This window comes from Acidovorax sp. FG27 (genome assembly GCF_040365715.1).
Classification (GTDB): domain Bacteria; phylum Pseudomonadota; class Gammaproteobacteria; order Burkholderiales; family Burkholderiaceae_C; genus Paracidovorax.
In genome coordinates this window covers 280,567-300,756 of the sequence record NZ_BAABVY010000002.1, presented here as the reverse complement: position 1 = coordinate 300,756, position 20,190 = coordinate 280,567, and the positions used below count along the sequence as shown (strand labels likewise).

The 20,190-nt window shown below is 69.5% G+C and carries 20 protein-coding genes; 11 read left to right on the top strand and 9 right to left on the bottom strand.

The genetic code is table 11. The features are described 5' to 3' along the window. Nucleotides 1-15 precede the first annotated feature (15 nt). Nucleotides 16-555, bottom strand: a complete 540-nt coding sequence (locus ABWV53_RS01890; RefSeq protein ID WP_353362343.1) for a TRAP transporter small permease subunit — start codon at nt 553-555, stop codon at nt 16-18. A 257-nt stretch (nt 556-812) separates the two neighbouring features. Then, on the bottom strand, nt 813-1,997 hold the full coding sequence (locus ABWV53_RS01885; protein ID WP_353362341.1) for a substrate-binding domain-containing protein: 1,185 nt from the start codon (nt 1,995-1,997) through the stop codon (nt 813-815). 52 nt (nt 1,998-2,049) lie between these two features. On the opposite strand from ABWV53_RS01885, the gene ABWV53_RS01880 reads away from it, so the two are divergent. From ABWV53_RS01880 to ABWV53_RS01870, 3 genes are read left to right on the top strand one after another with little or no spacing between them, the layout of a single operon-like run. Next, nucleotides 2,050-2,787, top strand: a complete 738-nt coding sequence (locus ABWV53_RS01880; RefSeq protein ID WP_353362339.1) for an ABC transporter permease — start codon at nt 2,050-2,052, stop codon at nt 2,785-2,787. Then, nucleotides 2,784-3,557: an ATP-binding cassette domain-containing protein gene (locus ABWV53_RS01875; RefSeq protein ID WP_353362337.1), complete on the top strand. Its 774-nt coding sequence runs from the start codon at nt 2,784-2,786 to the stop codon at nt 3,555-3,557. The genes ABWV53_RS01880 and ABWV53_RS01875 overlap by 4 nt, the downstream gene beginning before the upstream one ends. A 41-nt stretch (nt 3,558-3,598) precedes the next feature. Beyond that, nucleotides 3,599-4,393 (top strand): ABC transporter substrate-binding protein, encoded by a 795-nt coding sequence (locus tag ABWV53_RS01870; protein WP_353362335.1) that lies wholly within the window; start codon nt 3,599-3,601, stop codon nt 4,391-4,393. A gap of 18 nt (nt 4,394-4,411) precedes the next feature. On the opposite strand, the gene ABWV53_RS01865 is transcribed toward ABWV53_RS01870, so the two are convergent. The 7 genes from ABWV53_RS01865 to modA all read right to left on the bottom strand — a co-directional run bounded on the left by ABWV53_RS01865 (nt 4,412) and on the right by modA (nt 12,904). Beyond that, entirely contained in the window at nt 4,412-6,148 is a 1,737-nt protein-coding gene (locus ABWV53_RS01865; protein WP_353362333.1) for a bifunctional protein-serine/threonine kinase/phosphatase, read from the bottom strand. A 19-nt stretch (nt 6,149-6,167) separates the two neighbouring features. Beyond that, nucleotides 6,168-6,980, bottom strand: coding sequence for a formate/nitrite transporter family protein (locus ABWV53_RS01860; RefSeq protein WP_353362331.1), 813 nt, complete (start codon nt 6,978-6,980; stop codon nt 6,168-6,170). A 44-nt stretch (nt 6,981-7,024) separates the two neighbouring features. Next, on the bottom strand, nt 7,025-7,366 hold the full coding sequence (gene nirD / locus ABWV53_RS01855; RefSeq protein WP_353362732.1) for a nitrite reductase small subunit NirD: 342 nt from the start codon (nt 7,364-7,366) through the stop codon (nt 7,025-7,027). 47 nt (nt 7,367-7,413) lie between these two features. Further along, nucleotides 7,414-9,942, bottom strand: a complete 2,529-nt coding sequence (nirB, locus tag ABWV53_RS01850; RefSeq protein ID WP_353362329.1) for a nitrite reductase large subunit NirB — start codon at nt 9,940-9,942, stop codon at nt 7,414-7,416. Nucleotides 9,943-10,312: 370 nt separating this feature from the next. After that, on the bottom strand, nt 10,313-11,407 hold the full coding sequence (gene modC, locus ABWV53_RS01845) for a molybdenum ABC transporter ATP-binding protein (RefSeq protein WP_353362327.1): 1,095 nt from the start codon (nt 11,405-11,407) through the stop codon (nt 10,313-10,315). Further along, nucleotides 11,404-12,081: a molybdate ABC transporter permease subunit gene (gene modB / locus ABWV53_RS01840; protein ID WP_353362325.1), complete on the bottom strand. Its 678-nt coding sequence runs from the start codon at nt 12,079-12,081 to the stop codon at nt 11,404-11,406. The genes modC and modB overlap by 4 nt, the downstream gene beginning before the upstream one ends. A gap of 40 nt (nt 12,082-12,121) precedes the next feature. Then, complete coding sequence (gene modA, locus ABWV53_RS01835; protein ID WP_353362323.1) at nt 12,122-12,904, bottom strand: molybdate ABC transporter substrate-binding protein; 783 nt, start codon at nt 12,902-12,904, stop codon at nt 12,122-12,124. A gap of 126 nt (nt 12,905-13,030) precedes the next feature. Between modA and ABWV53_RS01830 the strand changes: the two genes are divergently transcribed. From ABWV53_RS01830 to ABWV53_RS01795, 8 genes are all read left to right on the top strand, one after another. Beyond that, nucleotides 13,031-13,849 carry a TOBE domain-containing protein gene (locus ABWV53_RS01830; RefSeq protein WP_353362321.1) on the top strand — a complete coding sequence of 273 codons (819 nt, stop codon included), beginning with the start codon at nt 13,031-13,033 and terminating at the stop codon, nt 13,847-13,849. 124 nt (nt 13,850-13,973) lie between these two features. After that, nucleotides 13,974-14,744, top strand: coding sequence for an ABC transporter ATP-binding protein (locus tag ABWV53_RS01825; protein ID WP_353362319.1), 771 nt, complete (start codon nt 13,974-13,976; stop codon nt 14,742-14,744). Continuing rightward, on the top strand, nt 14,744-15,475 hold the full coding sequence (locus ABWV53_RS01820; RefSeq protein ID WP_353362317.1) for an ABC transporter ATP-binding protein: 732 nt from the start codon (nt 14,744-14,746) through the stop codon (nt 15,473-15,475). Before ABWV53_RS01825 ends, ABWV53_RS01820 begins: the two co-directional genes overlap by 1 nt. Before the next feature lie 64 nt (nt 15,476-15,539). Next, nucleotides 15,540-16,736, top strand: coding sequence for an ABC transporter substrate-binding protein (locus ABWV53_RS01815; protein WP_502903808.1), 1,197 nt, complete (start codon nt 15,540-15,542; stop codon nt 16,734-16,736). A 115-nt stretch (nt 16,737-16,851) separates the two neighbouring features. Next, nucleotides 16,852-18,060: an ABC transporter substrate-binding protein gene (locus tag ABWV53_RS01810; protein ID WP_353362315.1), complete on the top strand. Its 1,209-nt coding sequence runs from the start codon at nt 16,852-16,854 to the stop codon at nt 18,058-18,060. Beyond that, the gene (locus ABWV53_RS01805; RefSeq protein ID WP_353362313.1) at nt 18,042-18,167 is read left to right on the top strand and encodes a hypothetical protein; all 126 of its coding nucleotides are present in this window, start codon (nt 18,042-18,044) and stop codon (nt 18,165-18,167) included. Before ABWV53_RS01810 ends, ABWV53_RS01805 begins: the two co-directional genes overlap by 19 nt. Before the next feature lie 28 nt (nt 18,168-18,195). Further along, complete coding sequence (locus ABWV53_RS01800) at nt 18,196-19,080, top strand: branched-chain amino acid ABC transporter permease (RefSeq protein ID WP_353362311.1); 885 nt, start codon at nt 18,196-18,198, stop codon at nt 19,078-19,080. Nucleotides 19,081-19,099: 19 nt separating this feature from the next. Then, a complete protein-coding gene (locus ABWV53_RS01795) occupies nt 19,100-20,116 on the top strand; it encodes a branched-chain amino acid ABC transporter permease (protein WP_353362309.1) in 1,017 nt (338 codons plus the stop codon). Nucleotides 20,117-20,190: the final 74 nt, after the last annotated feature.

Sequence of the window (20,190 nt, the reverse complement as noted above, 5' to 3'; positions counted from 1 at the left end):
GGAACGGGGCGGGGCTTACTGCACCGGCTTTTCGTAGTGGGTGGTCATCTCCAGGTCGCCGGTCAGCACCGCCACGCGCTTGATGATCTCCGCCACCCCCTGCAGGAACATCGCGCCGAAGCCCACGGGCAGCAGCAGCCCGGCGGGCCAGCGGATCAGCCCGCCGATGTTGCCGGACATCTCCTGCGTGACGAACATGTTCCAGAAGAACGGCACCGTCAGCCAGGTCAGCAGGCCCATCACCGGCAGCAGGAAGAAGAGGAGGCCGAACAGGTCGATCAGCACCTGCCCGCGCGCGCGCAGCTTGCCGTAGATGATGTCCACGCGCACGTGTTCGTTGAGCTTGAGCACCAGGGGCGCGCCCAGCATGACCGTGGTGCCGAACAGGTACCACTGGATCTCGAGCCAGGCGTTGGAACTCAGGTCGAGCCCGTAGCGCACGACGGCATTGGTGGCCGAGATGAGCGCGGCGGCCAGCACGGCCCAGCCGGCCAGCTTGCTGAGCCTTGTGGAGATCCAGTCGATGCCCAACGCCAGTTTGAGAAGCCCTGACATGGTGTGCGTCCTGTAGAGAAATGGGGTGGCGGGCCGGCGCGTGGCCGGCCCGTGGTGCGGGGTCGGGCGATTACAGCGCATCCTAAGGCTCGCCTCCTTAAAAAAGGCTGACGCAATAGGCTGGGGTTTTCCATAGGTGAAGGCCGCGGCGTCGGGGTTTCCGCGGGGGTGCAGCCGCCGCATGCAGGCCGCGTGCAGGCCGTGCGCACGCCGCTCGTGCGACGGTGGCGGCGGGGCGCCGCTGCGGGCGCCCGGCGCTACCGGGCCCCGGCGGACGACCCGCGCCGGCGCCGCGCCGCCGGGAAGTTCCACCAGGGCAGCACGCGGCTCATGGACAGCACCTCGCCGCAGCGCATGGGCGCGTAGCCCGGCATGGCGGCCATGCGCTCCTGCCAAGCGGGCGTCTGCAGCAGCTCGCGCAGCGCCCGCGTGGCGGGCTGCTCCAGCGACGACTTCAGGCAGGCGAGGTGGTAGCACTCGTGCACCAGGGGCACGAAGTCCAGCCCGCGCGCCCGCGCCGCCAGCTCGATGCCCATGCCGGCGTCGGCCGCGCCCGATGCGATGGCCTGCGCCAGCGCGCCGTGCGAGGGCTCGATGCGCCCGCTGCCGGCCGCGTCGATGTCGCCGGGCTGCAGGCCCGCCTGGGTCAGCAGGTCGCCCAGCAGCACGCGGGTGCCGGTGCCGATGGGCCGGTGGATGAAGCGTGCGCCGGTGCGTGCCACGTCGGCCAGCGACTGCAGCCCCAGCGGGTTGCCGCGCGCCACGATCAACCCCTGCGTGCGGCGGGCGAAGCCGATCACCTTGTGCAGGCCCGGCTGCAGCAGCGGCTGGTAGGTGCGTGCCGCGAGCGAATCGGCGGCCGGCTGCTCCAGCGTATGGAAGCCGGCGATCGTGCAGCGGCCCTCGTTGAGCGCGCGGATGGCATCCACGCTGCCGGTGAAGCGGATGTCCAGATGCAGCCCGCCGCCCGCCGCGTGGCCGGGAGCGGCATCGTCGCCGCCGGACGCGGGTGCCGCCGACGCATGCGCCGCCGCGTGGGCGCGCAGCACCGACAGCGCATCGTCGTGGCTGGCGTAGAGCGTGAGCACATGGCTGCGGTCGTCGAAGGCCACGGCGAAGGCGCGCTCCAGGTCGGCGCGCAGGGCCTCGATCTGCGGGGCGAGCCGGGCCTGCGCCTGGCGCTCGGCCCAAAGCAGCTTGGTGCCGAATTCGCTGAGCTGCGCCGACTGGCCCTTGCCCCAGATGATGAGCTCGCCGCCCAGCTCGTCCTCCCAGCGCTTGAGCGCGCCCCACACATGGCGGTACGACAGCGCCAGCGACCGGGCGGCGGCGGAGATGGAGCCGTGCTGCGCCACGGCCTGCAGCGTGTCGAGCAACGGGTTGCGGATGAGCGCGTCGCCCGCGTCGCGGCTGAGCGTGTAGTGGAACTGGACCCTATGCACGAGGTTTCATATCGCTGGACATTGATGTGCTGCATACGATAGCCCACAACCCATGTCCACGATGACCCAGAGCGCGGCCACGGCGCTCGATCTCCTGACCTCCGCAGATGCCGCTCTGTGGACCATCGTCGCCCGCTCCCTCGCCGTGAGCGCGACGGCCTGCGCGCTGGCGTGCGGCGCCGGCCTGGTGCTGGGCGCCTGGCTGGGCGTGGCGCGCTTCGCCGGGCGCGGCGCCGTGCTGGCGGTGCTGAACACGCTGCTGGCCGTGCCCTCCGTGGTGGTGGGGCTGGGTGTCTACCTGCTGCTCTCGCGCAGCGGGCCGCTGGGCGCCTGGGGCTGGCTCTTTTCCTTCAAGGCGATGGTGCTGGCACAGGCCATCCTGGTGCTGCCGGTGGTCACGGCGCTGACCCGGCAACTGGTGGAAGACGCCGACCGCGCCCACGGCGAGCAGCTGCGGTCGCTGGGTGCCGGCCCGCTGCTGCGCAGCCTGCTGCTGGCCTGGGACGAACGCTATGCGCTGCTCACGGTGCTGATCGCGGCATTCGGCCGCGCCATCTCCGAAGTCGGCGCGGTGATGATCGTGGGCGGCAACATCGACGGCTTCACCCGCGTGATGACCACCGCCATCGCTTTGGAGACCAGCAAGGGCGACCTGCCGCTGGCGCTGGCGCTGGGCTTCGTGCTGCTGGCCGTGGTGCTGGCGTTGAACGTGTGCATCGCGCTGTTGCGGCGCTGGCGTGAGCGGGTCGATGGGGCGGTGGCGGCCCCGTCCATCGGGGTCGCCGCATGAGCGCGCGCCCCTGGGCCGAGACCTCTGAGCCGACCCCGGCCTGCGACGCGAGCGCCGCCACACCGCTCTTCGCGCTGCAGCGGGTGGACGTGCGCTACGGCCGCGTGCAGGCGCTGGCGGCGGTCGATCTGCGGGTGGTGCCGGGCGAGCGCCTGGCGCTGGTGGGTGCCAACGGCAGCGGCAAGAGCACCCTGCTGCGCGTGCTCCATGGCCTGGCCGCGCCCACCGCCGGCCAGTTTTCGCGCGATGCCGCCAGCCGCCAGGCGATGCTGTTCCAGCGGCCTTTCATGCTGCGCGCCAGCGCCCTGAACAACGTGGCGCTGGGCTTGTGGCTGGGCGGCGTGCCGTGGAAGCCGGCGCGCCTGCAGGCGCTGGCCGCATTGCGCCGCGTGGGCCTGCTGGAGGCGGCGGCGCAGAACGCGCGCACGCTCTCGGGCGGGCAGCAGCAGCGCCTTGCGCTGGCGCGCGCCTGGGCGCGCCGGCCCGACGTGCTGCTGCTCGACGAGCCCACCGCCAGCCTCGATCCGCATGCCAAGCGCGAGGTCGAGGCGCTGATGGCCGACTTCGCCGCCGGCCATGGCGCGGGCGGCCCGGCGCACCCCGTCACCATGGTGTTCAGCAGCCACAACCTGGGCCAGGTCAAGCGCCTGGCCAGCCGCGTGGTGTACCTGGAGCATGGCCGCGTGATGGCCGATCTGCCGGTGCACGATTTCTTTCATGGACCGCTGCCCGAAGCGGCCCGCCTGTTCGTCAAAGGAGAAATGGTATGAATCAGAGCATCGATTGCAAGTGTTTTCGGCCTCCAGCGCTCATGAGTAAAGCGCTTGTAGCTATTGTTTTTGTAGCATCCGGCGGTGTGGCATCGGCGCAGTCCATCACCATGGCGTCCACCACGTCCACCGAGCAGTCGGGCCTCTTCGGCCACCTCATGCCGGCCTTCAAGCAGGCCAGCGGGGTGGATGTGAAGGTGGTGGCGGTGGGCACCGGCCAGGCGCTGGACATGGCGCGGCGCGGCGACGCGGACGTGCTCTTCGTGCACGACCAGGCGGCGGAGGAGAAGTTCGTCGCCGACGGCTGGGCCACCAAGCGCTACCCGGTCATGTACAACGACTTCGTGCTGATCGGCCCGCCCGCGGACCCGGCCGGCACGCGCGGCAAGGACATCGTCGCTGCCCTGGGCAAGATCGCCGCGGCGAATGCCGAATTCGTCTCGCGGGGCGACAAGAGCGGCACGCATGCGGCCGAACTGCGCTACTGGAAGATGGTGGTGGGCGAGGGCGGCAAGGGCGGCGCCTACAAGGAATGCGGCTGCGGCATGGGGCCTGCGCTCAACATAGCCGCCTCCAGCGGCGCCTACGTGCTGGCCGACCGGGGCACCTGGCTCAACTTCAAGAACCGCGCCGCGCTGGCGGTGCTGGTCGAAGGCGACACCCGGCTCTTCAACCAGTACGGCGTGATGGTGGTCAACCCCGCCCGCCATCCGCACGTGAAGGCGGCCGACGCGCAGAAGTTCGTGGACTGGGTGGTTTCGCCCGCCGGGCAGACCACCATCGCCCAGTACAAGGTGGGCGGCGAGCAGTTGTTCTTCCCGAACGCCCAGCCCTGAGCGCCCAGCCCTGAGCGCTCACAGCCCCGGCACGCGCCAGCCCAGCACGCCCACCAGCGCCAGAGCCAGCACCAGGCACAGGCCCTGCCAGAACCGCACCGGGTTGCGCTCGATCAGCGGCGTGCGGCGGCGCCGGGAGAACGAGCGGGCGGGGGCGCGCAGGTCGTGCGCGAGCTCCGAGGCTGCCTCCTGCCGCCGCAGCGGGTCGGGGTCCAGCGCCTTGGCGAGCACGCTGTCCAGCCAGTCGGGCAGCTCCGGCCGCAGGTGGCGCAGCGGCGTGTAGCGCAGGCGGCGCATGTCCTGGGGCGTGCGCACGCGCGATGCGTCGAGGCCGTAGGGCAGCTGCCCCGTCAGCATCTGGTAGGCGATGGCCGCCAGCGAGAACAGGTCGGCCCCTGGGCTGGCGCGATGGCCCAGCAAGACCTCGGGGGCCATGTACTGCAGCGTGCCGGGGGGCTGCCCGGCCGGCTCGCCCGTGCCGCTTTCCGCCAGGCCCGCCACGTGCGCGGCCGCCAGGTCGATCAGCCGCACCGTGCCGTGTGCGTCGATCATCACGTTCTCGGGCCGCAGGTCCTGGTGCAGCATCTCCCGGCTGTGGAGGGCGTGCAGGCCCATCGCCATCTGCTCGACCAGCGCGCGCACGGCGGCCAGGGTGGGCCGGGGGTGGTCCACCATCCATTGCGCCAGGGTCTGGCCGTCGATGTATTCCAGCGCCGTGAAGAGATGGCTGCGCGGCCGCTGGCCCGCCCAGGCCTTCACGACGTGGGGGCTGTCGATGCGGCGCGCCACCCATTCCTCGAGCGCGAAGGCGTCCAGGTACGCCGGCTGGTCGCGCAGGTCCACCGACGGGGTCTTCAGCACCACGGCCTGGCCGGTGGCGTCGTCGGTGGCCAGGTGCACGTGGCTGCGGGCGCTCACCTGCAGCGCCCGCACGATGGTGAAGCCTTCGAAGCGGTCACGCGGCGCCAGCGCGGGCGGCAGTGCCAGGCCTTCACGCGCTGCGTGCGGCAGGGGCGCATCGGCCGGGGGCAGGGCGTCCACCCGCAGCAGCTGCACGGTGGCGTCGTCCGCGCCGCCGCGTTGGCGTGCCAGGGCCGTCAGCGTGGCGGCGGCCGCGTCGAAGTCGTCGCGGTGCAGATGCAGCGCGGCGTGCACGTCCGCGGCTTCCAGCCCTTCGTAGGCGCCGTCGGTGGCCAGCAGGTAGATGTCGCCCGCATCCACGGGCCAGTGGCGGTAGTCGATCTCGACGTGCGCGCCGATCCCCAGGGCGCGGCCCAGGTACGACTCGGCCGACGACAGGCGCACCCGGTGGTCGTCCGTCAGCTGCTCGAGCGCCTGCGGGTGCAGCCGGTAGGCGCGTGCGTCGCCCACGTGCAGCAGGTGGGCCTGCCGGCCCTTGAGGATGAGCGCGGTGAAGGTGCAGACATAGCCGCGGTCCTTCTCGAACCGGCCTTCGCCGCGTTGCGTCTGCGCGTGCAGCCACGAGTTGGTCGCGCACAGCACGCGCTGCGCCGCCCGGCGCACCGACCAGGCCTCGGACGTGGCGTAGTAGTCGTCCAGGAACGACCGCACCGCCGCCTGCGCAGCCACCTGGCTCACGTCGCTGGAGCTGATGCCGTCGGCCAGCGCCAGGGCGATGCCCTTGCTGGCGAGCAGGTGCCCGGTGGGCAGCAGCGCGCCGTGGAAGTCCTGGTTGGCGCCGTGCGCGCCGGCCAGCGAGTGCTGGCCGAGCGTCACGCGCAGGCCGTGGGCCATGGGGTTGCAGGCCCTGGGGTCAGCCGACGCGGCGCTTGGGCGCGGTCTTGTAGTGGGTGGAGTAGAGCGTGGCGCCCACGAAGGTAAGGCCCCCGACCAGGTTGCCCAGCACGGTCGGGATCTCGTTCCAGATCAGGTAGTCCATCAGCGTGAACTGGCCGCCCAGCATCAGGCCGATGGGAAAGAGGAACATGTTCACGATGGAATGTTCGAAGCCCATGTAGAAGAAGACCATGACGGGCATCCACATGCCGATGGCCTTGCCCGACACGCTGGTGGACATCATGGCCGCCACCACGCCGGTGGAGACCATCCAGTTGCACAGCACGCCGCGGATGAAGAGCGTCAGCATGCCCGCCGCGCCGTGCGCCGCGTAGCCCACCGTGCGGCCTTCGCCGATGTGGCCGATCTTCTGGCCGATGGCGTTGGGCGCCTCGGAAAAGCCGAAGGTGAAGATGATCGCCATGAACACGGCCACGGTGAAGGCGCCGGCGAAGTTGCCGCAGAACACCAGCCCCCAGTTGCGCAGCACGCCGGCCCAGGTGGCGCCCGGCCGCTTGTCGAAGACGGCCAGCGGCGCCAGCGTGAACACGCCGGTCAGCAGGTCGAACCCCAGCAGGTACAGCATGATGAAGCCGACCGGGAACAGCATGGCGCCGACCAGCGCGTTGCCGGTGTTCACGGTGACCGATACGGCGAAGGCGGCGGCCAGCGCCAGGATGGCGCCGGCCATGTAGGAGCGGATGAGCGTGTCCCGGGTGGACATCAGGAGCTTGGATTCACCGGAGTCCACCATCTTGGTGACGAATTCGGAAGGGGCTAGATAGGCCATGGTGTGTGTAGTCGAGAGGGATCGATGATGGGGTGAGCGGTGGCTCAGCGGGACAGCGCGACGAGCACGCGGCCGGCGTCGACGCGCACCGTGTGCGCGTGCACCGAGTGCTGGGGCGCTTCCACGCATTCGCCCGTGCACAGGTCGAAATGGTTCTTGTAAAGCGGCGATGCGACCACCACCCGATCGCCCAGGCTGCCCACGAGCCCGCGGGAGAGCACGCTGGCGCCGGACTGGGGGTCGACGTTGTCGATGGCGTGGAACCGGTCCTGGCCGATGCGGAAGACCGCGACGTGGCGGCCCTCCACCAAAGCGCAGACACCGGTCGCGGGCACGATGTCGGCCACCGCGCAGATGTCGTGGAAGGGTGCGAGTTCGGTGCTCATGGCGGCTTGCGTATCGATGGCTTCTTGCGGTGCGGCGGTGGAGGACGTCATGCGGCTCCTTCCTCGGCCGCGGCGGGGGCGCGCTCGTCGGCGCGGGCCGGGCGGATCTGGCCGCGCTCGTTCACGAACACGATGTGCTTGTCCGGCTGGCTGCTGTTGACGAAGGTGCGGAAGCGCTGGCGCACGGCCGGGTCGGTCACGGCGGTCTTCCATTCGCACTGGTACGTGTCCACCACGTGCTGCATCTGCGCTTCCAGCTCGGCGGCCAGGCCGAGGGTGTCGTTCACCACCACGCCCTTCAGGTAGTCCAGGCCGCCCTCCAGGTTGTCGCGCCAGGTGCTGGTGCGCTGCAGGCGGTCGGCCGTGCGCACGTAGAACATCAGGAACCGGTCCACCAGGCGCACCAGCTCTTGCCTGGACAGGTCGGACGCCAGCAGCTCGGCATGGCGCGGCTTCATGCCGCCGTTGCCGCAGACGTAGAGGTTCCAGCCCTTCTCGGTGGCGATGATGCCCACGTCCTTGCCCTGCGCCTCGGCGCACTCGCGGGTGCAGCCCGACACGCCGAACTTGATCTTGTGCGGCGCGCGCAGGCCCTTGTAGCGGTTCTCCAGCTCCACCGCCAGGCCCACGCTGTCGCCCACGCCGTAACGGCACCAGGTCGATCCCACGCAGCTCTTCACCGTGCGCAGCGACTTGCCGTAGGCATGGCCCGATTCGAAACCGGCGGCGATGAGTTCTTCCCAGATGAGGGGCAGCTGCTCGACGCGCGCGCCGAACAGGTCCACCCGCTGGCCGCCAGTGACCTTGGTGTAGAGGCCGTACTTCTTGGCGACCTGGCCCACGGCGATCAGGCCGTCGGGCGTGACCTCGCCGCCCGCCATGCGCGGCACGACGGAGTAGGTGCCGTCCTTCTGGATGTTGCCGAGGAAATAGTCGTTGCTGTCCTGCAGGCTGGCGAGCTGGGGCTTGAGCACGAACTCGTTCCATACCGACGCGAAGATGTTGGCCGCCACCGGCTTGCACACGTCGCAGCCCAGGCCACGGCCATGCCTGGCCAGCAGATCGTCGAAGGTCTTGATCTCGCCCACGCGGACGAGGTGGAAGAGTTCCTGGCGCGAGTAGGGGAAGTGTTCGCACAGGTGGTTGTTCACCGCCATGCCGCGCTTGGCCATCTCGGCCTTCATCACCTGGGTGACCAGCGGCACGCAGCCGCCACAGGTGGCGCCCGCCTTGGTGCAGGCCTTCATCTCGGCGATGCTGCAGGCGCCTTCGCCCACGGCCGCGCAGATCTGGCCCTTGCTCACGTTGTTGCACGAGCAGATCTGGGCGGTGTCGGGCAGCGCCTCCACGCCCAGGCCCGGCTTGGCCTTGCCGTCGCTGGAGGGCAGGATCAGGAATTCGGGCTCCTCAGGCAGGGCGATGCCGTTGAGCGCCATCTGCAAGAGCGTGCCGTATTCGTCGGCATTGCCCACCAGCACGGCGCCCAGCAGCGTCTTGCCGTCATCGCTCACCACGATCTTCTTGTAGATCTGCTTGCGCTCGTCGATGTACTGGTAGCTTCGGCAGTGGGGCGTCTTGCCCTGCGCGTCGCCGATGCTGGCGACGTCCACGCCCATCAGCTTGAGCTTGGTGCTCATGTCGGCGCCGGCAAAGGCCGCATCGGCCTGGCCGGCGATGTGGCGCGCCACCACGCGCGCCATGTCGTAGCCGGGTGCCACCAGCCCGAAGAGCTGTTCGTTCCACGAAGCGCACTCGCCGATGGCGTAGATGTCGCGGTCGCTGCTGCGGCAGTGGTCGTCCACCGCAACGCCGCCCCGCGGGCCCAGGGCGAGGGCGCACTGGCGGGCCAGCTCGTCGCGGGGGCGGATGCCGGCGGAGAACACGATCATGTCGGTCTCCAGGTGCGTGCCGTCGGCAAACACCATGCGGTGGCGCGCCGTGGCGCCGTGGGTGATCTCGACCGTGTTGCGGCTGGTGTGCACCTGCACGCCCAGCGCCTCGATCTTGCTGCGCAGCACCCGGCCGCCGCCGTCGTCCACCTGCACGGTCATGAGGCGCGGGGCGAACTCGACCACGTGCGCCTCCAGGCCCAGGTCGCGCAGGGCCTTGGCGCATTCCAGGCCCAAGAGGCCCCCGCCCACCACCACGCCGGTCTTGGAGTGCGCGCCGCTGGCCTTCATGCCTTCCAGGTCTTCGATGGTGCGGTAGACGAAGCAGTGCGGGCGGTCGCGCCCCGGGACCTGGGGCACGAACGGCACCGAGCCGGTGGCCAGGATCAGCTTGTCGTAGTGCAGCACCTCGCCGTCAAGCGTGGTGACGGTGTTGTTGCGCCGCTCGATGGAGGCCGCCCGGGCGGCCAGGCGCAGGGTGAAGCCGCTGCGCTCGAAGAACCCAGGTTCGACGACCGACAGCTCCTCGGCCGTCTTGCCCGAGAAGAACTCGGACAGGTGCACCCGGTCGTAGGCCGGACGCGGCTCCTCGCAAAGGACGGTCACCTCGGCGGCAACCTTCAACTGCTCCAGTTCTTCCAGGAGCTTGTGGCCGACCATGCCATGGCCTACTACGATGATTTTCATGTGGGTGATCCTGCAATTCCACGGCGGGCGGGGGTGTGCAGGTCGGCGTGCCGGGCATCGAAAGGGAGGATGCGGCGCGTGACATGTGCCCCCGCGAGACGCGGGCGTAAGTCGGGTGGGAACGGCCGACGACCGGGGCGGCAAGGCCGCCAGGCCATCGGGTTCCGCCGTCGTTGGCGGAGGCTGGTGAGCCGGCGGCGGCACTGCCGCAGGCTCTGTCAAACGCTGAGCAGGATTCGTGCCCGACTGGGAGGGCGATGCGGGGCCGTCATGCCGGGGTTGCCGGGGTCGGATGCCCCTCTTTTGCACCACAGTGGTGTGGGCAGTGCCCGTTGCGGGGGCGTACGCACCATGGGGCAGCGGCGGGTGCTCAGCCCAGCACCGCCACGCCCTTGACCTGCGCCCACAGCGGCAGGCCCGGGGCCAGCCCCAGCGTGCGGGCCGAGCGCAGCGTGATCCGCGCCAGCAGCGGCGTGCCGGCCGCGTCCAGCGCCACCATCACTTGGCCGGGCCCGTCTTCCTGCACCGCCACGACGCGAACGGCCACGGCATTGAGGATGCTGCTGCCCTGCGGCGGGGCCAGCGCCAGGCTGACGTCGCGGGCCTGCACCCGCAGGCGAAGGGGCTGGCCGGGCTGGCGGTGCCCGGCCGAGGCGAACTGCAGCTGTCCTCCGGAAAAGCCGACGGTGGTCAGCTGGTCCTCGGCGTCGTGCGACAGCACCGTGCCGGCGACCACCGTCGCCGCCGTGTCGCCGTGAGCGAGCGGCAGGTCCAGCCGCGCCAGCAGCTCGGCCGTGGGGCCGGCGGCCTCCACCCGCCCGGCGCGCAGCAGCACCAGATGGGCGGCCAGCCGGGCGACCTCGTCCTGCGCATGGCTGACGTAGATCACCGGAATGTCGAGCCCGCGCTGCAGCCCTTCCAGGTAGGGCATGACTTCGGCCTTGCGCGGGGCGTCCAGCGCGGCCAGCGGCTCGTCCATCAGCAGCACGCGGGGGCTTGCGGCCAGCGCCCGGGCGATGGCGACGCGCTGCCGCTCGCCACCCGACAGCGTGTGTGGGCGGCGCTCCATCAGCGGGCCGATGCCCAGCAAGGTGACGGCCTGCTCGAGCGCCACGGCGCGGCGGGCGGCCGGCAGCCGGCGCAGCCCGTAGTCGATGTTGCCGCGCACGGTGAGGTGCGAAAACAGGCTGGCTTCCTGGAAGACGTAGCCCAGGCCGCGCCGGTGGGTGGGCAGCCACAGGCCCTGCGCGTCGTCCTGCCACACGTCGCCATTCACCACGACGAGGCCTTGCGCCCGGTCCAGCCCGGCCAGCGCACGCAGCACGCTCGTCTTGCCGCACCCCGAGGGTCCGAACAGCGCCGTGATGCCGCGCCCGGGCAGCGCGAGCGCCACGTCCAGCGTGAAGTCCGGGCGCTCGAGCCGCAGCCGCGCGTCGATCACAGGGGTGCCTGGGGGCTGCGTCATGGGCGGGGGCGCTCAGGCTGCCACCACTGCAGCGCCAGCAGCACGATGAACGAGAACGCCACCATGCCGCCCGCCAGCCAGTAAGCCTGGGCGTATTCCATGGCCTCGACGTGGTCATAGATCTGCACCGACACCACCCGCGTCACGCCGGGGATGTTGCCGCCCAGCATCAGCACCACGCCGAATTCGCCCACCGTGTGGGCGAAGCTCAGGATGCCGGCGGTGATGAAACCGGGCCGGGCGAGGGGCAGCACCACGGTGACGAAGCGGTCCACCGGGCCCGCGCCCAAGGTGGCGGCCACCTCCAGCGGGCGCGCGCCCAGCGATTCGAACGCCCGCTGCAGCGGCTGCACGGCGAACGGCAGCGAATAGGCGACCGAACCCACCACCAAGCCGGCGAACGTGAAGGGCAGCGTGCCCAGGCCCAACGACTGGGTGAGCGTGCCCAGCGGCCCCGCCGGCCCCATCAGCACCAGCAGGTAGAAGCCCAGCACCGTGGGCGGCAGCACCAGCGGCAGCGCCACCACCGCCGCGATGGGGCCGCGCCAGCGCGAGCGGGTGTGGGCCAGCCACCAGGCGAGCGGGGTGCACAGCACCAGCAGCAGCGCGGTGGTCAGGGCCGCCAGCCGCAGCGTCAGGCCGATGGCCGACCAATCTTCAGCCGACAGGTGCATGGGGTGCCGCGAGCACAGGCAGAAGTGAGGGACCGCCCGTTCAGAACGAGTAGCCGTAAGAGCGGATCACGGCCCGGGCGCTTTCGGAGCGCAAATAGGCCAGCAGCGCCGTGGCGGCGGCATGGCCCTGGCGCTTGTTCAGCAACACCGCATCCTGGCGGATGGGGTCGTGCATGTCGGCCGGCACCTGCCAGGCCGAGCCGCGCGCGATGCGGCCTTTCTCCATCACCTGCGACAGTGCCACGAAGCCGAGCGGCGCATTGCCCGTGACGACGAACTGGTAGGTCTGCGCGATGTTCTCGCCCATCACCCAGCGGGGCTTGAGCCGGTCGGCCACGCCCAGCTTCTCCAGCGTCTGGTGCGCCGCCAGGCCGTAGGGCGCGAGCTTGGGATTGGCCACCGCCAGGTGGGCGAAGTCGCCCGTGCGCAGCACCTGGCCCTCGGCATCGACATAGCCGGGCTGTGCGCTCCAGAGCACCAGCCGGCCCACCGCGTAGGTGAAGCGCGAGCCCGCGACGGCGCGGCCCTCCTGCTCCAGCCGCTGGGGCGTGGTGTCGTCGGCGGCCAGCAGCACGTGGAAGGGCGCGCCATGGGTGATCTGTGCATAGAACTTGCCGGTCGCCCCGGACGACAGCGTGACCTGGTGGCCGCTCTCGCGCTCGAAGGCCGCCGCGATCTGCTGCATGGGCGCGATGAAGTTCGCGGCGACCGCGACCGACACCTCGTCCGCACGGGCCGGTGCCGAAAGGCTGGCGACGAATGCCAGGCCGATGAGGCCCAAGAGGCTGGCGCGGGCCGAGGTCGGCGGTGAGGCAAGGTGCATGGGGACCGATCGCTATTCCATCGATGAATAGCGAAGTATAGCGAGAGCGGGTAGCTGCCCGGCCGGCGCGGGCCGGGCGACGATGCCGCCGCGCGACCCCGGCGCCGACGGCGGCATGATGGGGCCATGCAAGAACGACGACTGGCTTTTTCCGAAGCGCTGGGCCACGGCATGGCCGACCGACGCATCGACATCCTGCGCCACATCGGCGAGGGCGGCTCCATCTCGCAGGCGGCGCGGCAGGTGGGCGTGAGCTACAAGGCCGCCTGGCAGGCGGTGGACACGCTCACCAACCTGGCGGGCGTGCCGCTGGTCGAGAAGCTGGTGGGCGGCGCGGGCGGCGGAGGTGCGCGGCTGACGGATGCGGGCCGCCAGCTGCTGGCCGCGGCCGGCGCGGTGGAGCAGGCTCGGCGCATGGCGCTGGCCCAGGTCGATGCCAGCGTGACGGGCGGCCACCAGGCCGTGGCCCGGCTGGCGGTGCGCACGAGCATGCGCAACCAGTGGCCCTGCGTGGTCACGGCCATCGAGCGGCACGGCCCGCTGGTGCAGGTGCAACTGGCGGGCGATGGGCCGGCGAGCCATGCGCTGGTGGTGCGGGCCCGCATCACCCGCGAAAGCGCCGAGCTGCTGGGCTTGGCGCCCGGCCTGCCGGTGCAGGCGCTGTGCAAGGCCACCGCGGTACGCGTGGCGGGGGTGGGCGCTGCGGCGTCGCCGGGGCCCAACGCATGGTCGGGCCGGGTCACGCGCTTATCGCGGGGCACGGCGGGCGACGAGATTTCGGCGCAGCTCGACGCCGGCGTCCAGATGGTCGGTTTCGCGCCGCCGGGCAGCGGTTTGCGCAGCCGGGCGAAGGTGGTGCTGCAGGCCGACGAAGCCGCCGTGGTGCTGGCCGTGGGGCCTGTGGCGCAGACTGACAGGGTTGGCCCGCATAGCGTTTCTACATAGGCATTTGCCCCATGTCGCGGGCTTGCGGGCCCGACTTACGATGCGCTGCAACATTCCTTCGGGGACAGCGTCCGGGCCCTGCGCCAGGCCGCCGTCACCCCCACCACGGAGCCGCCCCAAGCGCATGAGCGACGTCATTCTCGAAACCCACAGCCTGACCAAAGAGTTCAAGGGCTTTACGGCAGTCAGCGATGTCAATCTCGCCGTGCGGCGGGGTTCGATCCATGCATTGATCGGGCCCAACGGCGCGGGCAAGACCACCTGCTTCAACCTGCTGACCAAGTTCCTCGAGCCCACGTCCGGCACCATCCTGTTCAACGGCCACGACATCACCCGCGAGCACCCGGCGCAGATCGCCCGGCGCGGCGTGATCCGCTCGTTCCAGATCTCGGCCGTGTTCCCGCACCTCACGCTGATGGAGAACGTGCGCCTGGGCCTGCAGCGCCAGCTCGGCACCTCGTTCCACTTCTGGCGCAGCGCCGGCACGCTCCGGCAGCTGGACGACCGGGCGATGCAGCTGCTGGCCGAGGTCGGCCTGGAAGACCTGGCCGGCGAGATGACCGTGAACCTGCCCTACGGCCGCAAGCGCGCGCTGGAGATCGCCACCACGCTGGCCATGGAGCCCGAGCTGATGCTGCTCGACGAGCCCACGCAGGGCATGGGCCACGAGGACGTGGACCGCGTCACGCAGCTCATCAAGAAGGTGTCGGCCGGCCGCACCATCCTGATGGTCGAACACAACATGAAAGTCATCGCCACCATTGCCGACTGCATCACCGTGCTGCAGCGCGGCGCCGTGCTGGCCGAAGGGCCCTATGAAGAAGTCTCCCGCAACCCGCAGGTGATGGAAGCCTACATGGGCACCACCGACGGCCAACTGCAGGGAGCGCACTGATGGCCGCCCCGCACACCTCCACGGGCCAGCCCGCGCTGGAGATCCGCAACCTCGAAGCCTGGTATGGCGAGTCGCACGTGCTGCACGGTGTCGACATCGTGGTGCAGCCGGGCGAAGTCGTCACCCTGCTGGGCCGCAACGGCGCGGGCCGCACGTCCACCATGCGGGCGGTGATGGGCCTGACCGGCGCGCGCAAGGGCTCGGTGAAGATCGGCGGCGTCGAGACCATCGGCATGCCCACGCACCGCATCGCCCACCTGGGCGTGGGCTACTGCCCGGAAGAGCGCGGCATCTTCTCCAGCCTGTCGTGCGAAGAAAACCTGCTGCTGCCGCCCGTGCTCAAGACCGGCACGCCCGGCATGCCGATCGACGAGATCTACGCCATGTTCCCCAACCTGGCCGAGCGCCGCCACAGCCAGGGCACGCGCCTGTCGGGCGGCGAGCAGCAGATGCTGGCCGTGGCGCGCATCCTGCGCACCGGCGCCAAGCTGCTGCTGCTCGACGAGATTTCGGAAGGCCTGGCGCCGGTGATCGTGCAGGCGCTGGCCCGCATGATCGTCACGCTGCGCGAGAAGGGCTACACGGTGGTGATGGTGGAGCAGAACTTCCGCTTCGCCGCGCCGCTGGCCGACCGCTTCTACGTGATGGAGCATGGCCGCATCGCGCTGCAATTCGGCGCGTCCGAACTCGAAGCGCGCATGCCGGTGCTGAACGAGCTGCTCGGCGTCTGACCCCCGCGCTGCAGCCTCGCCCTGTTTGTCAGAGATTTCCACCCGTTCCACAGGAGACAACCCCATGAAGGCACAACTCACTCAACTGGCCCTGGCCCTCGGCGTCATGGGCCTGGCGGCTTCCGGCGCGCATGCGCAGGACAAGGTCAAGATCGGCTTCATCACCGACATGTCGAGCCTCTATGCCGACGTGGAAGGCAAGAACGGCGCCGTCGCCATCCAGATGGCCATCGACGACTTCGGCGGCAAGGTGCTGGGCATGCCCATCGAACTGCTGACGGCCGACCACCAGAACAAGGCGGACATCGCGGCCAGCAAGGCGCGTGAATGGATCGACACGCAGAACCTGACCATGCTCTTCGGCGGCACCAATTCCGGCACCGGACTAGCCATGGCCAAGGTGGCGCAGGAGAAAAAGCGCGTCTTCGTCGTCAATGGCGCCGGCACCTCGGCCCTGACCAACGAGCAGTGCAGCCCCTACACCGTGCACTACGCCTACGACACCGTGGCGCTGGCCAAGGGCACGGGCGGCGCGGTGGTGCAGCAGGGCGGCAAGGACTGGTTCTTCCTCACGGCCGACTATGCCTTCGGCGCCGCGCTGGAGGCCGACACCGCCAAGGTGGTGAAGGAAAAGGGCGGCCGCGTGGTGGGCAACGTCAAGCACCCGATCAACGCGTCGGACTTCTCCTCCTTCCTGCTGCAGGCGCAGAACTCCAAGGCGCAGATCCTGGGCCTGGCCAACGCGGGCGGCGACACCATCAACGCCATCAAGGCCGCCAAGGAATTCGGCATCAACAAGACGATGAAGATGGCCGGCCTGCTGGTGTTCCTCACCGACATCCACAGCCTGGGCCTGAAGAACACCGAGGGCCTGCTGCTGACCACCAGCTGGGACTGGAACCTGGACGACAAGACGCGCGAGTTCGGCCGCAAGTTCTTCGCCAAGACCAAGCGCATGCCCACCGACATCCAGGCGGCCGACTACTCCGCCACCATGAACTACCTGAAGGCCGTCGACGCCGCCAAGACCATCGACGCCGACAAGGTCATGGAAAAGCTGAAGTCCACGCCCATCAACGACTTCTACGCCAAGGGCACCATCCGTCCCGACGGCCGCTTCGCGCACGACATGTACCTGATGCAGGTCAAGTCGCAGGCCGAGTCCAAGGAGCCGTGGGACTACTACAAGGTCGTCGCCAAGCTGCCGGCCGACCAGGTCTGGACCACCAAGGCCGACAGCAAGTGCGCGCTCTGGAAGTGAGCAGCCCGCATTGAGCAGGCCATGAGCTGAGCTGGGCAGACCGGCTTCGCTCATCGCCGGCTGCGCCCGGCGCCGTTCCACCACACCCCACAACATCAGCAGGAGACAAGACACCATGCAGCACCCACGCACCCGGCAGTTCACTCGATTGGCGCTCGCGGCCGCCCTGGGCCTCGCCGCTGCAGGCGCGGCCCAGGCGCAGGACAAGGTGAAGATCGGCTTCATCACCGACATGTCGAGCCTCTATGCCGACGTGGAGGGCAAGAACGGCGCCGTCGCCATCCAGATGGCCATCGACGACTTCGGCGGCAAGGTGCTGGGCATGCCCATCGAGCTGCTCTCGGCCGACCACCAGAACAAGGCCGACATCGCGGCCAGCAAGGCCCGCGAGTGGATCGACACGCAGGGTCTGACGATGGTCTTCGGCGGCACCAATTCCGGCACGGCGCTCGCCATGGCGAAGGTCGCGCAGGAAAAGAAGCGCGTGTTCATCAACAACGGCGCCGCCACCTCGGCCCTGACCAACGAGCAGTGCAGCCCCTACACCGTGCACTACGCCTACGACACCGTGGCGCTGGCCAAGGGAACGGGCGCGGCCATCGTCGATGGCGGGGGCAAGAGCTGGTTCTTCCTCACGGCCGACTACGCCTTCGGCCACGCGCTCGAGGCCGACACCAGCGCGGTCGTGAAGGACAAGGGCGGCACGGTGGTGGGCTCGGTGCGTCATCCGCTGAACGCGTCGGACTTCTCCTCGTTCCTGCTGCAGGCGCAGAACTCCAAGGCCCAGGTGCTGGGCCTGGCCAACGCCGGCGGCGACACGGTCAACTCCATCAAGGCCGCCAAGGAATTCGGCATCGGCAAGAGCATGAAGCTCGCCGGCCTGCTGATCTTCTTCAGCGACATCCACAGCCTGGGGCTGCGCAATACCGAAGGCCTGCAGTTCACCACCAGCTGGTACTGGGACATGAACGACGAGACGCGCAAGTTCGCCGACCGCTTCATGGAAAAGACCAAGCGCCGCCCGACCGAGATCCAGGCGGCCGACTACTCGGCCACCATGAACTACCTGAAGGCCGTCGAGGCCGCCAAGTCCATCGAGGCCGACAGGGTCATGGAAACCTGGCGCGGCATGAAGATGAACGACTTCTTCAGCTCCGGCACGCTGCGCGGCGACGGCCGGTACGTGCACGACATGTACCTCATGCAGGTCAAGGCGCCCAGCGAATCCACCGGCCCCTGGGACTACTACAAGCTCGTCAAGAAGCTGCCGGGCGAGCAGGTGTTCACCACCAAGGCGGAAAGCAAATGCGCGCTCTGGAAGTGAGCCCCGCGTGGCCCGCTGGCGGCCCGGCGGCAGGCGCCGGCGGGCTGCCGCGCCAGGCCGCGCAACGCCGCCGCCGCGTTCCGACCCGCATCGCCCACCTGACCTGATCCCTTTCCTCACCACGCGCGTCACCCCATGGAAATCTTCGGTGTCTCCCTGCCGGCCCTGCTGAGCCAGCTCCTGCTGGGGCTGGTCAACGGCTCGTTCTACGCCATCCTCAGCCTGGGGTTGGCGGTGATCTTCGGCCTGCTCAACGTCATCAACTTCGCGCATGGAGCGCTGTTCATGCTGGGCGCCTTGCTCACCTGGATGGGCATGAGTTACCTGGGGCTGAACTACTGGGTGATGCTGGTGGCGGCGCCGCTGGTGGTGGGGCTGCTGGGCGTGGTCATCGAGCGCCTGCTGCTGCGCTGGATCTACAAGCTCGACCACCTCTACGGCCTGCTGCTCACGCTGGGCCTGACGCTGCTCATCGAAGGCGTGTTCCGCTCGATCTACGGCGTCTCGGGCCTGGGGTACGACACGCCCGAGCTGCTGGAAGGCGCCACCAACCTCGGCTTCATGATCATGCCGAACTACCGCGCATGGGTGGTGGTGGCGTCCATCGTGGTGTGCCTGGGTACCTGGTACGTGATCGAGAAGACCAAGCTCGGTGCCTACCTGCGCGCCGGCACCGAAAACCCGCGCCTGGTCGAAGCCTTCGGCATCAACGTGCCGGTGATGATCACGCTCACCTATGCGTTCGGCGCGGCGCTGGCCGCCTTCGCCGGCGTGCTGGCGGCGCCGGTCTACCAGGTCACGCCGCTGATGGGCCAGAACCTCATCATCGTGGTGTTCGCGGTGGTGGTGATCGGCGGCATGGGCTCCATCATGGGCTCGATCCTTACCGGCCTCGGCCTGGGTGTGATCGAGGGGTTCACCAAGGTCTTCTACCCGGAGGCGTCTTCCACCGTCGTGTTCGTCATCATGGTCATCGTCCTGCTCATCCGCCCCGCCGGCCTCTTCGGCAAAGAGAAGTGAAAAGAACAGAGGCCATCGCATGAACCAAAAGAACCTCACCACCATCGGCTACGGCCTGCTGCTCGTCGGCCTCGTGGCCGCGCCCTTCTTCGGCGCGTACCCCGTCTTCGTGATGAAGCTCATGTGCTTCGCGCTGTTCGCATCCGCCTTCAACCTGCTGCTGGGCTACACGGGCATGCTGTCCTTCGGCCACGCGGCCTTCCTGGGCGGCTCGGCCTACGTCACCGGCCACGTCGTCAAGGCCTGGGGCGCCACGCCGGAACTCGGCCTGCTGGCGGGCCTGCTGTCCGGCGCGCTGCTGGGCCTGGTGATGGGCTTCTTCGCCATCCGCCGCCAGGGCATCTACTCCACCATGATCACCCTGGCGCTGGCGCAGATGCTGTTCTTCGCCTGCCTGCAGGCGCCGTTCACGGGCGGCGAGGACGGCCTGCAGGGCGTGCCGCGCGGCAAGCTCTTCGGCGTGATCGACCTGGCCAGCGACCTCACCATGTACTACGTGGCGCTGGTGGTGGTGGTGGTGGCCTTCCTCGTGATCGTGCGCACCATCCACTCGCCCTTCGGTCAGGTGCTCAAGGGCATCAAGGAAAACGAGCCGCGCGCCATTTCGCTGGGCTACGACACCAACCGCTTCAAGCTGCTGGCCTTCGTCATCTCGGCGGCCATCGCCGGTCTGGCCGGTGCGCTCAAGACGCTGGTGCTGGGTTTTGCCACGCTGTCCGACGTGCACTGGTCGTCGTCCGGCCACGTGGTGCTGATGACGCTGGTGGGGGGCCTGGGCACGCTCAGCGGCCCGCTGGTGGGCTCGGCCGTGGTGGTGCTGCTGGAAAACAAGATCGGCGAGCTGGGCAACCTGCTGGCTGCGCTGAGCGGGGTCGAATGGTTCCGCACGCTGGGCGAATCGGTCACCATCGTCACCGGGCTGATCTTCGTGGTCTGCGTGCTGGCCTTCCGCCGCGGCATCATGGGCGAGATCATCGCGTGGCTGGAACGCCGCCGTGCCGGCCGCGGCCAGCGGCCCGGGCCGGGCGCGCACTGAGCCTGTCAAACCGATTCTTTCAGGAAAAAACAGCCTCTGGCGCTTGCTCCACCTGGGGGTGCCGCTATCAAATA